Below are 16,396 nucleotides of genomic sequence, written 5' to 3' on the forward strand. Positions count from 1 at the left end.
TCGGCCAGAGGCCACGCTTATGCGATGCTCACTTTTCTTCGACGAGCCGCAGGTAGATATCTTCGAAACGCTCGCGCGCGCGCATCATCGTGAATTCGGCGTGGATGCGCGCCTTCGCCAGCTGGCCGAGACGGATGCGCTCGTCGTGCGGCATGTCGACGACGCGCGCGAGTCCGGCCGCGAGCGCATCGGCGTTCTCCTTCGCGACGACGACACCCGTATTCGCGACGAGCATGGCCGCATCGCCTACGTCGGTGACGACGCACGGCACGGCCATCGCCATCGCTTCTCCGACGACGTTGGGGAATCCCTCGGTGCGCGAGGACAGGCAGAACACGTCCATCGCTGACAGACACGCGGGCACGTCGCGCCGCTCGCCGAGCAGCACGAAGCGCGACGCGAATCCCGTCTGCGCGATCCAGTCCGCGAGTTCGCGATTGTTCGCGTCGAGATCGCGTCCGACCAGCATGAAACGCACGTCGGGATGGCGCGCGGCCAGCATGCCCGCCGCGCGCACGAAATTCTGATGATCCTTCACCGGATGGAAGCGCCCCAGAACGCCGACGACGACCCAGCCGTCGTCGAATCCGCATTGCTCGCGGATCGCGTTGCGTTGCTCGGGCGTGGCGCTCAGGCGCGCGACGTCGAAGCCGTTCGGCACCACCATCATGCGGCTCGCGTCATAACCCACGGACACATGCGCCCGGCGCGACGCCTCCGCCGCGCACACGATGGTCTGCGGCACGTAGTACGAAAGCCACGCGCAGATCTTGCGCAGCAACACGGTCACGCGCGAGCCGCCCGAACGGACATCGGTGGTTCGCACGCCCCAGACGATGCGCTTGTGCGCCGCGAGCCTGCCTGCCAGGCCGCCGAGAAAATCGGCGTGATACATCCACGTCTGGATGATGTCGGGGCGCACCTCGCGAATCAGTTTCACGAGCTGCCACAACGCGCGCGGAAAGCCGAGCGGCGAACGCATGCCGAGGCTGTGCACCTCGATGCCGCGCGCGGCGAGTTCTTCGCCGATCTTGCCCGTCGTCGTGAGCGAGCAGACGACGTGACGAAATCGCGGGTGTTCGATATGCGACTCGATCAGGCGCTGAAGCATGCGTTCAGCGCCGTCCGCATTGAGCGCAACGATGACATGGAGAAGCTTCATGGTCCCGGCTGCCGGTTTTCTGCGATAGGCCCCGTCCCCAGGCAACCGACGCGCGCGTCGCTGGCGGCAATGCTCGTGCTGACGGGTGTGTTTTTATGTTGATGGGCTGCCTCGCCGGAGGAATCGGGGTGTCGCGGTTTCCGGCGAGTCATCAATGTATGCCGGCGCCCCGGCACGCACTGTTCGACGCCCCACACGCCGGCTTGCTTGCCGGCGCGCGCGCGGGGCGTCGGGCGCGCTCCGCGTCAGGCGCGCCTCATCGCGCCGCGCCACGGATTCCATTTGCGAAGCTGAGTTTTCATATCGATGACCGTGATCGCGCCGACCGCATTCCACGTATGCAGCCCCTGACGGCCGCGCGGCGGATTGCGCACGGACAAGGTCTTCTCGGCGTAAGTCGTCGTCGTGAGCTCGGTGATCTCGCGGAACGTCAGCGCGGCGCCATATTCGCGTTCGCAATTCTGCGCGGGGCGAATCAGGCGGTTTTGCGCATCCTTGAACAGGTTGCCGGCCATGCGCGCAAGGCGGCAATCGGAGACGACCGGATTCATCGGATGAGCGGTCCATTCCCCGAACGGGCTGTCGGAATGGAAGATCGACAGTTCGTCCCAGTTCGATCCGCCCTCTTCCGTGATGCTCGTGAACATCCACCAGGTCTTGCCGTCGTAATGAAGCGTGGTATCCGCCGCGACGACATCGCGCATGACCACCTTGTGCAATTCCCATTCGGTCGGAAACGAGGCTGCCCGATACATCTCGATCGTGCGGTTGCCGCACGTCTCCGGAATCATGAAAATCTCGCCGTCATGCTCGAACAGAAACGGATACGACAGGTGATAGTTGCGATCGAGCACCACGCGCGGCGTTTCCTGCCACTTCTGCGTGGCCGGATCGAACGCAATATGGCTGATCACGCCGCGATTCGTGTCGTAAGGCAGGCTTTCGAAGAACAGGTGATAGTCGCCGTTCTTGCCGCGCCACAGAAAAGGATCGGCGTGGAACTGCGTCGGCATGCCGGGCAGCGTGACCCAGTTGCGGCTGGCGTCGTCGTCGGCGCTGTTATCGGCGCTGCTATCGGCGCGCATCTCGACGGGCGTGTCGGTGCGCCGGTAAGCCAGAACCCAGTGGCCGCGCTGCACGAGCAGCTTGAGCGGCTGGTTCAGCACCTTGCGGCCGAGATGCCGCAGAGCGAACCATGCCGACGTAAGTCCCGACAGATGCGCCGGCTGCGCCTTGGCGCTCACGAGCGGAAACGCATACGGCGACGCGGCGGCATCGAGACGCCGCTGCGCCCGCTCGATGAGAACGGAGACGCGCTGCAGACTCGTCTGAAGCGACTTCAGGAAGAACAGCTTCTCCGGAATCGCGACATACGATTCCGCGAGCAGGCGCATTTCGCCCGACTCCGGTGACTTCCAGACGATCTGTAGATGCGGGGTCCGGCATTGCAGCAACGTCTTCCACAGCGCTTCGATGTTCTCGTGTCCGTCGTACAGCACGACGAGCGAAGCGCGCGCAGGCGTGCTGTCGCGCGACGCGTCGTCGACTTCGTCGTAGAGCCGCTTCTCGATGCGCGTCCACCACTGCAGCACGGGAGGATATGCGGGTTGCGCCATTTTGTGTCCCTCAGACAGCGGCAGTTTTGCCAGTCGACCGACTTGCCGTCCTTAGCTAAATGCTTAACTGCCTTTATATATGTGTTGTGAGCCGGCGTTTATTGAAGTGATGAAAAGTCCTTTTCACATGGTGCCGGCGAAGAAAGACTAAAGTCTGGGGAAAGTGCGTGCGGTGCGCTATCGCACACAGTTGCGACAGCTAATTAATGCGAGGAGATTTGAACGGCTGTGCCGGAGACGGCGTGCCCGGGTGGCTCGTCGCCGCTATCGGGAAATGCCTAAGCTTTTGATCGGACGAAGAAAATACGACGAATCAGGGTGCTTCGTCGCGGCGCACGGCGACCTCGCGCCACTTGCGATACCACGTGGGCCGCCTGTGACCCGCCTCTTCGTCTGCCTTATGTTTTGAGGACGGCGCGAATATGATTTCGAGCACGGCCAGCAATGCCAGACCGATTATTGCGAAAAAGACAATTGCGCCGATGACACCGACCACAGACATGCTTCCTCCGCGCTTGCCGTGTTATATCAAGCTTTTGATAAAACACGCCGCTGAAAGTTTTGACGGAAAGAATTTTTTGTTTATTACTAATTCTATCACACAGCGAATCCGCCAATTTTCCGTGCGGTGGTCACCAAGGATGATTTTCAGACGGCGCTCATCGGTGCAAAGCCCTGAACAGAAGGGTGAAAGTACCTCTGTTCCGCTGACCGAACGAGGCCGTGGCCAATCGCGTCGGGGTTTCGTCGATGACTCCGCGATGCCGCGAGATCAGCCCGGTCTCGGAAACCGATACGGGCTTTTAATCCCTTACAGGTTTTCGAAAGGGAGATTGCGCGACCGGAATGAATTACGTCCGATATGGACGTATGTTAGACAGCCGCAAGCCCATTTCTCGAAGAGTTTCAGTTGCTACTCGAAACACCCTGATTCAGGCGATCCGTTCTCTCTCTGCCTCTTTGTCCGAGGACGTCAAGAGAATGTCCGCTACCGCCAACAGCGAAAGGCTGATCACGGCGACGAACCCGACCGTGCCGGCGAACATGCTGACGAGCTTCATGGTTTCCTCCGCCATCCGAAAGGGCGAATGCAGCCGTGCTCACGCTTCGCGGCGATTCGTCGGATCGTACAACGGGCGCCAGCGGCCGCTCCATCGGTAGCATAGGCGCAACTTCGCCGAAAAAGTATTCATTTCGCAGCGAAATACGCGCTCGCCCCTTTTCGGCAGACGAGAAGGTGGATGGTCCGGTCGTCTATATCAGCTGATGTCAGCGCCAGCGCCTGCCAGTTCCCGTCGAGACATCCTGGTGCGCGCCGCTGTGACTCCACGCCGACCGCGTGTCGCGCGCGCTGCCGCCGATCGCGCGATTCAGAATGGCCCGCGTGCCCGGCGTGGTGCCGAGGTGAGCCAGTTGCGACGCCTCGACCCATGACAGGTCGCGAAACCGACCGCCCGCTTCCGGTCGCGGTTGCGCGTCGTCCGGTATCGCGATGCGAAACACATGGTGCAAATGATGCGCCGAAGGCTGCTGAAACAGAAAGGCTGCAGCGCTCGCCGCGACGCCGGTGTCTTCGTGCAGCGCCCGGATCGCTGCAACGATGGTCAATTCTTCATGTCCTACTGTCCCGCCCGGAAGCAGCCACGGACCGCCGCGCTCCCGAACCAGAAGCACTGACTGGTGACGTACCAGCAGCACTGTCGCTCGATCTTTCATCCCCGTCTCCGTGATGCACCCGAGTTCGATATCGAACCGAAGACGCGATCCGGCGCTGCGATGTGCCGTTTTTTCCATTTCGCAGACGATTGGATCGGAACTTTGAACCGGTGTGCACACACGATCTTCACAGTCTTCGGCACGCTGCGCAATCCGTGGAGGGCCCACGTAAGTGCGTAGTCCCACACGTAGCGTGCGTTCGACTGAGGTGCGGAGGGGCTGCGGCCGCGCGTGCTGCTTTGAACGCGCGGCCAGAGTCAGGTCGATGGCGACGTCATCGACCGAGCGCGGGATCGCTCATGCTGTCGCGGCCCGTCTCGACGTGACCGGCGAGGCGTCGCAGAAACGCGCGATCGGTGTCGACCCTGATTTCGACGTCGTACCAGCCGTGCGCGTCGCGCAGATCGAGATAGACCTGCTCGGTGTCGCCGCCCCGCACGCGCCGCGTGATCGTCTTCGACGGATCGTAGGCATTAGTCACGCTGAAGGTGCACGCGGCCGTCCCGCGATTTTCGAGGCGCAATTGCAGATTGCCGTTCGCGACGTCGTAGCCCTCTCTGACTTCCGGTGCCGCCTGTTCGCGCGACCACCAGCCATGTTGCTGCGCGCCGGCCTTTCCCGCGATTTGTCGGAGGAAACCGTTCGGACCGTGTACGACGAAATCAAAGCTGCCGTCCGCGTTCGCCGTGACGCGGTCCGCAAGACGCTTGCGGGCTTCGACCGTGTAAGTGCGCGGCGCCTCCGTGCTGGCGTTGCGATAGAGCAGAAAGACCGAGCCCGCGCTGCCCGTATTGACGAAATCGAACGAAACGGTTTCTTTCGACGCATCCGCGCGCGTCCGCACGAAAAGTTCGTAGGGCAAGGCGCGCGCGGGGCGCACGCCGGACTCCTGCTTCGGCATCGTCTGCGCGACGGGCGGCACGGGCACGTAGTCCTGATGCCGCAGCTTGTCGGGCGGAAAGTAGCCGCTCGTTGCCGGCAACTCGGGCATCGCGCTGTTCGGATTGCGGAAATCGAAGGCGGAGGTCAAATCGCCGCTGATCGCCCGACGCCACGGCGAGATGTTCGGCTCGGCCAGATCGTGCGCGCGGCCGAAGCGCTTCTGGATGAAGCGGATCACCGAGGTATGGTCGAAGGTCTCGGAGCAGACCCAGCCGCCCTTCGACCACGGCGACACGACGAGCATCGGTACGCGCGCGCCCAGGCCGTAGGGGCCGCTCGCGTACTTCGCGCTGCCCGCGAAGATCTCGGCGCTCGTATCGACGGTCGAAAGGCCGTTGGCGCTCGACGTCGGCGGGAACGGCGGCACGAGGTGATCGAAGAAGCCGTCGTTCTCGTCGTAATTGATGAGCAGCGCCGTCTTGCTCCACACATCCGGATTCGATGTCAGCACCTGCAAGACCTGATCGATGTACCAGGCGCCATAGTTCGCCGGCCAGTTGGGATGCTCGGAAAACGCTTCGGGCGCGACGATCCACGAGACTTGCGGCAGCGTGCCGCTCGCAACGTCGCGCTTGAGGATCGCGAAGTAGTCGTCGCCGGCGGCCGCGTTGGTGCCGCGCCGCGCCTTTTCGTAGAGCGGGCTGCCGGGCTGCGCGTTCTGATATTGCGTGAAGTAGAGCAGCGAGTTGTCGCCGTAGTTGCCGATGTAGGCGTCGTTGGTCCAGCCCCACGAATTTTTCGCGTCGAGCCCGGTGCCGATGTCCTGATAGATCTTCCACGAAATGCCCGCGCGCTCCAGCACTTCGGGAAACGTGGACCAGCCGTAGCCCGCTTCCGCATTGTCGACGACCGGACCGCCACCCGCGCCGTCATTGCCGACATAGCCGGTCCACATGTAGTAGCGGTTCGGATCGGTCGATGTGTTGGTCGAGCAGTGGTAGGCGTCGCAAATCGTGAACGCGTCGGCGAGCTGATAGTGGAACGGGATGTCGTCGCGCTTCAGGTACGCCATCGTCGTCGTGCTCTTGAACGGCACCCACTGGTCATACAGTCCGCCGTGAAACGCGCCCTGCCCGCTCACCCAGTCGTGCGGCAGGTCCTGCAGGAACTGCAGGCCGAGGTTCGACGCGCCCGGATGAAACGGCAGCACCTCGCCCGCGCCTGCCGCGATCGGCTGGTTGAAGACCGGCTTGCCGTTCGGCAGCGTCACCGCGCTCTTGTCGCCGAAGCCGCGCACGCCGCGCAAGCTGCCGAAGTAATGGTCGAACGAGCGATTCTCCTGCATGAGCACGACGATATGCTCGATGTCCTCGATCGATCCATGCCGGTTGTTCGCGGGAATCGCGAGCGCCTGGCGGATGCCGAGCGGCATCACGCTCAACGCGGCGCTCGCGCCTGCGGCCTCGACGGCCACGCGCAGAAAGTCACGACGGTTCTTGTTTTTCATTTGTTTCGCGGGGGGAAAGTGAAGAGGAAAGGTCAGTCGACGGTGTGAATCACGGGTATCGCGAGCGGCTCCGACGCAGTCCGTGCCAAGGCGGGTCGCGTGGGTTGATCGGATGCGCCGTTTGTGGCTTGCCTGGCCCAGTCCTGGAGTTCGCTCGTTGCGGGTACGACGGACGGCGCGCTGCGCGCCGCGTCGACTGATGAGGACGACTCCGGTTCCGGCTTGCTACAGGCGCAAACGATTGCGCAGGCGCAGACGATGAATCGCGCCACGATGACGTGGCGGCTCGGAACAATCGACATCGGGAATCTCCGGCTTCAGTCGTGCAGATGAACGCAGCGCTGCGAAGCTTAGCCACGGCTTGTGTAAGCAATGTGACCGGAGCGCGATACCATAGGGCGACATGACATCGAGAGGACGACAAGAGCGTGATACAGCGTGACGATGCAGGCGCAGAGCTTCCAAGGAACCACACGGCAGATATCCGATCCGATGATTCCGAACGCCGGCAAGCGCTCATGCTCGCGATGGCGCTGTCGCTCGGCAGCGCCATCGCGCTCGGGCTCGCGCGCTTTTCCTACGCGCTCCTGCTGCCGCCCATGCGCCTTGACCTCGCGTGGAACTTCGCGCAAGCCGGCGCGATGAACACGGCCAACGCGTTCGGCTATCTGCTCGGCGCGCTCGCGTTCTCCCGACTGTCGACGCGCGTGGCGTCGCGAACATTGTTCGTCGCCGGTTGCGTTCTGACGGCCGTGCTGATGGCGGCGAGCGGCGCAACGGTCGATACTGACGCCCTGCTCGCGCTGCGCGTCGCGACGGGCATCGGCAGTGCGTTGATCTTCGTGAGTGGTGGCGTGCTGGCGGCACGGCTCGCATCGATGTCGCCGCGCGACGCGGGGCTCGTGATCGGCCTCTATTACGGCGGCACCGGCTGGGGCATCGTGATCTCGTCGCTGGTGGTTCCGCTTGCGGTGCTGCCCGTCACGCACGGCTGGCGCTTCGCGTGGCTCGCTCTCGCCGCGGCGTGTGCCGCGTTTTCCGGCATCGCGGTCTGGGCCGCGCGCCGGATCGAAACCGCGCACGCGCATCCGACGGCGCGTCACGGCGCGCACGCTTCATCGGGCGTCGTGGTGCAAAGACGGCGCTTCGCGCTCGTGCTCGCCGGTTATGGCTGCTTCGGGATCGGCTATATCGGCTACATGACCTTTATCGTCGCCCTGCTTCGCAACGCGGGCATGAGCGCCGGCGTGGTGAGCGGCTTTTATATTCTCCTGGGCGTGGCGACGGTCGTATCGGCGCGGATGTGGTCGGGGCTCCTCGATCGCATGCGCGGCGGACAGGCGCTCGCGATCCTCAACGCGCTGCTCGCGGCCGCGACGGTCATCCCCGCGCTGCTCGCGCATCCGCTGGCGGCGTTCGTTTCCGGTACGCTGTTTGGTGCGACGTTTTTGTCCGCGGTGGCATCGACCACGGCGTTCGTTCGGCACAACCTGCCGGCCAGTCAATGGCCGCGAGGAATCAACGCCTTCACGATCGTGTTCGCGCTCGGACAGATCGTCGGACCGGTGGTGATCGGCCGGGTTTCGGACAGCGTGGGGCTGACCCGCGGGCTCGTCTATTCGGCGCTCGTGCTCGCGGCGGGCGCGTTGCTCGCGGGTTGCCAGAAGCCTCTGTATAAGCAGGATCCCGAATGAATTTGTGACGTCCGGACGATCAGAGCGTGCTGCCTGCGCGCGCCTTCTTCATCTTGACGTAGACATGAGCACAGAAGGCATCGGCAACCACGCGATTGACCGTGAGAATGTTGTCGGCGCTCAGGCTCTCGCGTGACAACCCCTGCTTTTCGATGAGCCGCTGCGGAATCAACTGGCTGACGAACGACTGACACAGTTCCTTGCGCGCCGGCGTATCGACCGACTCGAAGTACTCGCGACCCGCCTTGATCTCTTCGCTCATCTTGGCCTTGGCGGTATCGTTCTGGGCCTGGATGCTGGCTTCGAGATGCGCCTGCGCCGTGTCTCGTGAACGACGCTCTTTCTTGTCGTCCTCCAGTTGCTTCGTCTTGATGGACGCCATTTTCCGGTCCGCGTCGCCGATCCGGTAGCCGCCTTCCAGCGCCTTGAAGAGATACCCGCGCGGACTGACCGTCACCTTGCCTTCGTTGAGCTTGAAACGCGTGTATTCGATGGCCTGTTCGAGCCGCTCATCGGTCCAGACGTCGCGGCGCTTCGCGAGACGCTCGAAATCGGGCGTATCGAAGGCGAATTCGTTGTGCAGCAGGAGGTACATCGAATCCTGAATGCCGGCGCGCGCGGCATCCGCGCCCTGCTTCTTGGTGAAGCGAAAGCGGATTTTCAGCTTCTCGGCCGGGACGCGGTCGGCATTCGGCTCCCAGCTCACATCGAAATCCGAGACTTCGTTGAGCTGGTCGATGGCAGGCTCGAGAAAGCGCTTCTTGAACTCCTTCACTTCCTTGCGCGATTCGCCGACCTTCCCCGGCCACTCCAGCACGTCTTCGTATGCGAACCATTCCGTCACGCCGTGACCTTCGCATGGAATGAGGCGGTCGTAGATCGCGCGGGCGAGGGAAAGCGAAAAAGCCGTCGACGCGCGCAGACTCAGCCAATGCGCCTTGTACGGACTGATCAGATACTTGATGACGCGGCCCGCCAGCAGGATGCAAACGACATTGCGCTCGATATAGCAATCGCCCAGCAGACTGATCGTGCCCCACGAGTCTTTTTCAGTGAGTTCTTCGATGGACGGCGCCGTCATGATTTCGACACGCGCGCGGGCCGCGGCTCTCATCTGCGCGATGAGGTGACTATGGTTGCGGCTGTCGTACCGCATCAGCCATTTGAAGTAGTTGATGTCGGCGGTGAAGGTGTAGACCTTGTCGTCGATGAGCTCTTCGGGGGACTTGGTCGCGACGATGAAGTAGGCTGCATCGAGTACGCGCCGCGCGGCGATGCCGAGGCCGCCGACACGCGTGAAGATGTTGTTGCGCAGGAAACCGATGTCCCTCGTCGACTCGCAGATGGCCGAGCCTTGGCCGGACATATCTTCGTAGATGTCCAGCGCGAGCTGCTGCGGGGTTACAGAGAGGTCTTGGTTTTCCATACATCGATTCACTTCGGTCCCCGGCACTCTAACAGGCGAGTCAGGGGTGTCAACACAAAAACCACCCCGCTTTTTCGTCGATCTTAGCCGCACAAAAACCGCCCCGAGTTTGTACGTCGATCACAATTTCCACCCCGCTCGACACAATTTCCGTCTCCGCGCGCCCAACTTGCGCACCGGTCAGCACAAAAACCGTCCCGTGCGTCACAAAAACCGTCCCTATCCACAGGCTCGGACGTTGATTCAAAAGGAAAATTGCAGTGCTGTTTGTAGGTGTGCGGGTCTAGGTTTACAAAAAACCAAACGAACGATACTGGGCGTTTACCTCCTGAAATCCTTGAGCTGTATCTAAGCTATTGAATGTATGGAGGAAAGTTTAGAGGGCACGTCTGCACAAAAACCGCCCTTGGGGTGGTTTTTGTGCAGAGGATATGGCGCGCGACGCGGCCACCTAGATTTACTCGGCAAACAAAGTCGTTCGAATCAATACATCTGCACTTCGAAGCAGAAGGAAATCGATTCAAAATCAACGAAATGCCGCGCTAAGAGCTGCCGAATGGTTAAATCTTCGCGCAATAGGAGCTTGTTTACGCGTATTCGTGTATTCTGCGCTTCGGCGTCAATACTTGGAGAAAGCGCAGAATGGCAAACGTAGGCACCCTACCTATGGAAGACCGGAAGGTTACGCTTCGCGAAGTGGCGGAATTTGCGGATAACCTTGAGCCCTTTTCGGACAATCTTCGGGAGCAGATCCTCGCTCCTCGCCCGCGCAAGCTCGCACCCTTTTACACGATCAGCGAACTCGCTGATATGTGCAACCTGACTCGTCAGCAGATTCAATATCTAGTGACCAAAGGAGAAGGCGGACTCCCAGCCGGTACGCTCAACGGCAGCGGCCGCAGCCGGACGTTTACTCTGCCTGAAGTCAGAATGTGGGTGAAGATGGCGTCCGACATTTACCAGACCCCCCTCGACGATGGCCGTGGCACGTTCAGGGGCAAGGTGCTGACGACCGCGCAACTGAAGGGCGGATCGGCGAAGACGACGACGACCGTTTGCCTCGCGCAGGCACTGACGCTTCTTGGCCGCAAGGTGTTGCTGATCGATCTCGATCCTCAGGCTTCTGCATCGGAACTATGCGGCCTGTACGCCGAGAAGGAAATTTCCGGCGATGACACCGTGCTGCCCTATATCTACGATCAGAACGTGGAAGGCGGACTGAGCGCAAGCGTGCAGTCGACGTACTGGGACGGCCTCGACATTATCCCTGGTCACACCTTTCTATATGGTGCGGAATTTCTCTTGCCCGCTCGTCAGAAGACGATTCAGGGCTACCGCTTTTGGGCCGTGTTGAGGGAAGGCCTCGAGCCGCTTCGATCGCAGTACGACTATATATTGATCGACACATCCCCTTCGCTTTCGTACATGAACTTGAACGCGCTGCTCGCTGCCGACGCGCTCGTCATGCCGATGATTCCGGAGAATCTGGATTTCATTAGTTCGCTGGCGTTCTGGCGGTTGTTCTCGGATGTCGCGGAAGACTTTCTTCCGTATGAAGAGGACAAGGTCTACGACTTTATTTCAATCCTGCTGTCGAAGGTGGATTATGGCAAGACGTCCTCGGCTCCGGTCGTCCGGCAATGGGCGCAGAGCGCGTACGGCCGTTGGCTCGATCCGTTTGAGATCCCGGCCAGTTCGGTGATGAGCGGCGGCGCACTTTCATTCTCGACGGCTCTGGATGTCGTCAGTACCCACTCGACTGCGAAGTCGCTTCAGCGGGTGCGGCAACCCATGATGCAATATGCCAAATGGCTGGATGATATGTTCGTCAAATCCTGGAAGGAGTCGGCATGAGCAATAACATCAGAGAACAGCTGATGGCCAAAACGGCTAACTTGCCAAAGCCTGCGGATTTCAAGGGAGAGAACAAGAAGGATCGAACGAACCGCGGTCCGCAGACGATGCCGGGCATTACGAGCGCATTGGCGGCAGCGCAACTCCGCATTCAGGAACTCGAGGCGAGGGGCGTCGATACGGAAATTCCCGTCGACTCCATCGTGCCGAATCCGTGGCAGCCGCGTCGTCAATTCAGCGAGGCCAAGCTGTCGGAGTTGGCGCGTTCGATCGGTGAGGTCGGCTTGCTGCAGGCGGTGACGGTGCGGCGTGTCGGTGAGTCGTATCAGCTCGTGGCTGGCGAGCGGCGGTGGCGTGCTCACAAGCTCATCAACAAGGCGACCGTGCGTGCCGTCGTGATCGAGTGCACGGACCAGGATATGGCGGCATTGGCGCTGATGGAAAACGTCACGCGCGACGATCTGTCCGATTATGAAATCGCTATTGCCATTCGTCGTGCGGAGTCCGAGTTTCCGAACCGGACCAGACTTGCGGAGGCAATGGGAATCTCGCGCAGCGATCTCTATCGCTTTCTTGCTTATGACGCGCTGCCGGACTTCGTAAAACGAGATCTGGATTTGAACCCCTCAGTACTTGGAGCTTCGTCGGCGCAGGATATCGCGAACGCGCTCAAGAAGAGTGGGGAACAGGGGCTCAAGGCGCTTCAGGAACTCTGGCCGCAAGTTCTGTCGGGCGATCTGGTCCAGACGAAAGTTGCTGCGAGCTTGAGTGCGCAGGCGAGTCGAGGCGAATCCGCAACTGACGCGGGCGGCCGAAGCATACTCAAGATTTTTGCCGGTAAGGTGCAAGCCGGGAGCATTACGAAAGACGTCAAAGGCCTTACTTTCAAGTTCAAGGCCGGCGTGATGACGGAGGAGCAGGAGAATCAACTCAGAGAGCATATAGGAAAGATGTTCTCGATTCAGTCTGAGTGATCGCAATAAGACCCGCTTCGGCGGGTTTTTTTACGTCTAATGGACGGACATCCATACATAGTCTGCGTTGGAGGTGTCCGAATTCGGACACTGGCGAGCGGTTCGTGGACAGCGCAACCGCGAATCGAGGTGCTGTCTCGGCAGGGCTCGGTGTCCGAATTCGGACAGTAAAAGACAGCCATGCAGTGGGCCTGCCGAATGTAGCTTGATTCACAGACGTGGATGCTTACCCGAATTCGGAAGGAGGATTTTGGGAGCATCAGGCGAATTCGACTCCACGGCGCCTCCAACCGCGAAGTCAGCAGCTTGCCTCACGGGTGTCCGAATTCGGACAGTCAAGTCGAGATGCATCCGGCGGGTTATCAGGCCAGCAGCGATGGTGTCCGAATTCGGACACACGCCACAGACAGCGTGACGCCTAGCATCCGACCAATAGCCAAATGACCTTTCCACTTACGGTCCGGGCGACCTAGATGCGGTGTCCGAATTCGGACACCGTCGGTCCGCATCATACAGCCGAACACCCCACACCAAAGGCCGGCATAGTCATGGCCCCCTTGCCGAACAAGCAAGCGTCGCGCGGCCCTGTACTACGTCGGGCGCAAAGGCGAGGTCATCCAACATACGTTCGCCCCTTCGCGCTCCTATATCGAGCGACGGACGTACACCGGCGAGCTTGCCGGTTCCGAAACCATTGAGCCATGAAAGCCATAAGGCGCTGTTTCCTCGCAGGCCCTGAACATCGATTGTCCAGCAAGTCGGAACGGTAGAGACCCGCTTAGCGGCGCGAAGGAACGCGCTAAGCCATCGACATCAGGACGTCATGCACTCGAAGTGGACTCAGGCAGAAGGCCCACGATGACACGCGAATTGAAGGGCCAAGCCGCGCGCAGATCGATGACCACGTACTTGGTTTGGTTGAAGGCTCGATCAAAAACTTCCCCGACGCAGGCAGCTTGCTCCCTCGATAGCGACCGCAGCGCGAACAGCTGGTGCCCTGATCACCCTGAACGGTGACCGATGCTGCGTCGCGGATTGTCCGCTCGATCAATGTCTGCCCCGATCACGCGCCGACCCACAAACTCCAGAATTCGACGCGTGAAGCGCTACTAGCCGCCGTGAAACAATGACCAAAAAAAGTTAGTCCTATAAAACATATTAAAAACAACCGCTTAGACGAACTTTATAGACTTGTTTCACGAAAAACTGACGTTTTTACATCCGGTCTCGGTAACCGGCCAATCAGACTACCTTTTCGAACGGTTCAAGTGAGCGCTCATTAGGCCGTTCGTATCAAACGATACGAAATCCGTGTAACGCGACGCTCGTGAACGCAGCGTGCGCGTCGAACACGCTTATCCTCGACGCGTAAGCGAATTGTCTTCAATGTGGAATGATATGTTATATCATCGCGTAGTCGCGATTATCGCGATGCCACTTCTCTGATCACCGAAGAAGACAAGAAACGTTATAACATTACGTCAAAAGAAACGTGACCACTTCCATTGCATTCTCCGCCAGCCGCAACGCCAGGTTGTTCACTTGGACAACGCTTCTATTCGCAACCCTCGCCCAAGCCCAATCACCCGCGATTGAAGACACCCCTATTCAACCCATCTTCGTCACCGCAAACCCACTTGGCTCGAACGCGCTGGTCTCACCATCGAGTTCGATCGACGGCAACGCCCTCACGCTACGCCGCGCCGACTCCATCGGCGAAACCCTCAACGGCCTGCCCGGCGTCTCCACGACGACCTACGGCCCGATGGTCGGAAGGCCTATCATCCGCGGCATGGATGGCGATCGCATCCGCTTGCTGCAAAACGGCGTCGCGGCTTACGACGCGTCGTCGCTGTCGTACGATCACGCCGTGCCGCAAGACACCTTGTCGGTCGAACGCGTGGAAATCGTGCGCGGCCCGGCGGCCTTGCTCTACGGCGGCAATGCGATCGGCGGCGTGGTGAACACCATCGACAACCGCATCCCCCGCGAGCCGATCGAAGGCGTATCGGGACAGGTCGACGCCAGCTACGGCGGTGCCAACGATGCCCGCGCGGGCGCGGCGCAAGTCGAAGGCGGAAACGGCCGCTTCGCGTTTCACGTCGATGCGTTCGATCGCGAAACCAGCAAGGAACGCATTCCCGGCTTCGCGCACTCCGACCGGCAACGCGCGCTGGACGGTCCCGACGTTGCGCAGCCCTACGGCAGCATCCCGAACAGCGACGGTCGATGGCACGGCGGCGCCGTCGGCTCGTCCTACACATGGGCGGACGGTTACGCCGGCATCAGCTACAACGGCTACGAGGCGAACTACGGTTCGGTCGCCGAGGACGACGTCCGTCTGCGCATGCATCAGGATCACATCGCGGCGGCGTCGGAGATACGCAATCTGCAAGGGCCTTTCAGTCAGTTGAAGTTCAACTTCGGCTACACCGATTACGAACACAAGGAAATCGATAACGGCGAAACCGGCACGACCTTCCGCAATCACGGCTACGAAGCGCGCATCGAGGCGCGGCACAGGAAGATCGGCCCGCTCGACGGCGCCATCGGCGTGCAGGTGAGCCAGAACACGTTCTCCGCACTGGGCGACGAAGCGCTCGTCCCCACGTCGCAGACGACCAGCGCCGCGCTTTTCGGTCTCGAAGAATGGTCCGTCACCGATGCGCTGAAGCTGAGTCTCGGCGCGCGTTACGAACACGTGAATATCGACCCGACCTCCGGCGGAAACGAAAAGTTCGCCGCTTCGCCCAAGCGCGACTTCAACGCCGGCAGCGTTTCCGCTGGCGCGTTGTTCAAGTTGAATCCGGCGTGGAGCGTGGTCGGCAATGTCGCGTACACGGAGCGCGCGCCGACTTATTACGAGCTTTACTCGAACGGCCCGCACGACGCGACCGGTCAATATCTGATCGGCAATCCCGACGCGCAGAAAGAACAGGCGATCTCGACCGATCTGTCGCTGCGTTTCGCGAGCGGCCCGAACAAGGCGAGCGCGGGCGTGTTCTACAGCCGCTTCCGCAACTATCTGACCGAGTTCAATACAGGCCGTCTCGTCGACGACGATGACCAGCCCGTCGCACCCGGCACCGACGACGCGCTCAATGAAGCAGTCTATCGGGGCGTGCGCGCGGAGTTTTACGGCATCGAACTGGACGGCACGTGGCGCGTTTTCGACAAGGGCGCGCAACGGCTGGATGTCGAAATCGTCGCGGACTATACGCATGCGCGCAATGTCGATACCGGCGAGCCGCTGCCGCGCATTTCGCCGCTGCGCGCGACGCTGGCGCTCGATTATGCATACGGACCCTACGGCGCGAGAACCGAACTGGTTCACGCGTGGGCGCAGAATCGCGTGCCGGCAAACGACTTGCCGACCGGCAGCTACACCACGCTGGGCGTCATCCTGACCTACAAATTCCGTTTCGGCGCGACGAACTGGCTTGCGTACGTGCGCGGCCAGAACCTGACGAATCAGGAAGTGCGCTACGCGAGTTCGGTCGTGCGCGATATCGCGCCGGAAGGCGGACGCAGCGTGATGATCGGCTTGCGTACTGCCTTCTGACAG

The 16,396-nt window shown here is 61.0% G+C and carries 11 protein-coding genes; 4 read left to right on the top strand and 7 right to left on the bottom strand.

From position 1 onward, the window contains the following. Nucleotides 1–28: 28 nt before the first annotated feature. The 6 genes from BTHE68_RS27130 to BTHE68_RS27150 form a co-directional block, all read right to left on the bottom strand. Nucleotides 29–1,162 carry a glycosyltransferase family 4 protein gene (locus BTHE68_RS27130; RefSeq protein ID WP_162069406.1) on the bottom strand — a complete coding sequence of 378 codons (1,134 nt, stop codon included), beginning with the start codon at nt 1,160–1,162 and terminating at the stop codon, nt 29–31. Nucleotides 1,163–1,407: 245 nt separating this feature from the next. Next, nucleotides 1,408–2,778, bottom strand: a complete 1,371-nt coding sequence (locus BTHE68_RS27135; protein WP_162069407.1) for a glucosamine inositolphosphorylceramide transferase family protein — start codon at nt 2,776–2,778, stop codon at nt 1,408–1,410. Nucleotides 2,779–3,091: 313 nt separating this feature from the next. Beyond that, the gene (locus BTHE68_RS27140; RefSeq protein WP_162069408.1) at nt 3,092–3,280 is read right to left on the bottom strand and encodes a hypothetical protein; all 189 of its coding nucleotides are present in this window, start codon (nt 3,278–3,280) and stop codon (nt 3,092–3,094) included. Nucleotides 3,281–3,710: 430 nt separating this feature from the next. Beyond that, complete coding sequence (locus BTHE68_RS37200; RefSeq protein WP_286202801.1) at nt 3,711–3,839, bottom strand: hypothetical protein; 129 nt, start codon at nt 3,837–3,839, stop codon at nt 3,711–3,713. 208 nt (nt 3,840–4,047) lie between these two features. Beyond that, nucleotides 4,048–4,494 (bottom strand): NUDIX domain-containing protein, encoded by a 447-nt coding sequence (locus BTHE68_RS27145; RefSeq protein WP_162069409.1) that lies wholly within the window; start codon nt 4,492–4,494, stop codon nt 4,048–4,050. A 274-nt stretch (nt 4,495–4,768) separates the two neighbouring features. Beyond that, nucleotides 4,769–6,883, bottom strand: coding sequence for a phosphocholine-specific phospholipase C (locus BTHE68_RS27150; protein ID WP_162069410.1), 2,115 nt, complete (start codon nt 6,881–6,883; stop codon nt 4,769–4,771). 518 nt (nt 6,884–7,401) lie between these two features. On the opposite strand from BTHE68_RS27150, the gene BTHE68_RS27155 reads away from it, so the two are divergent. After that, nucleotides 7,402–8,577 carry a YbfB/YjiJ family MFS transporter gene (locus tag BTHE68_RS27155; RefSeq protein WP_232078137.1) on the top strand — a complete coding sequence of 392 codons (1,176 nt, stop codon included), beginning with the start codon at nt 7,402–7,404 and terminating at the stop codon, nt 8,575–8,577. Nucleotides 8,578–8,596: 19 nt separating this feature from the next. Here BTHE68_RS27155 and BTHE68_RS27160 read toward each other — a convergent pair whose 3' ends face one another. Further along, nucleotides 8,597–10,003: a replication initiation protein gene (locus tag BTHE68_RS27160; protein ID WP_162069411.1), complete on the bottom strand. Its 1,407-nt coding sequence runs from the start codon at nt 10,001–10,003 to the stop codon at nt 8,597–8,599. Between the two features lie 642 nt (nt 10,004–10,645). Between BTHE68_RS27160 and BTHE68_RS27165 the strand changes: the two genes are divergently transcribed. The 3 genes from BTHE68_RS27165 (at nt 10,646) to BTHE68_RS27175 (ending at nt 16,393) form a co-directional block, all read left to right on the top strand. Next, nucleotides 10,646–11,857: a ParA family protein gene (locus BTHE68_RS27165; protein WP_162069412.1), complete on the top strand. Its 1,212-nt coding sequence runs from the start codon at nt 10,646–10,648 to the stop codon at nt 11,855–11,857. Further along, the gene (locus tag BTHE68_RS27170; RefSeq protein ID WP_162069413.1) at nt 11,854–12,831 is read left to right on the top strand and encodes a ParB/RepB/Spo0J family partition protein; all 978 of its coding nucleotides are present in this window, start codon (nt 11,854–11,856) and stop codon (nt 12,829–12,831) included. Before BTHE68_RS27165 ends, BTHE68_RS27170 begins: the two co-directional genes overlap by 4 nt. 1,534 nt (nt 12,832–14,365) lie before the next feature. After that, nucleotides 14,366–16,393 carry a TonB-dependent receptor gene (locus BTHE68_RS27175; protein ID WP_502710612.1) on the top strand — a complete coding sequence of 676 codons (2,028 nt, stop codon included), beginning with the start codon at nt 14,366–14,368 and terminating at the stop codon, nt 16,391–16,393. The last annotated feature ends 3 nt before the right edge of the window (nt 16,394–16,396 follow it).

It is taken from the genome of Burkholderia sp. THE68 (genome assembly GCF_009938265.1).
Lineage (GTDB): Bacteria > Pseudomonadota > Gammaproteobacteria > Burkholderiales > Burkholderiaceae > Caballeronia.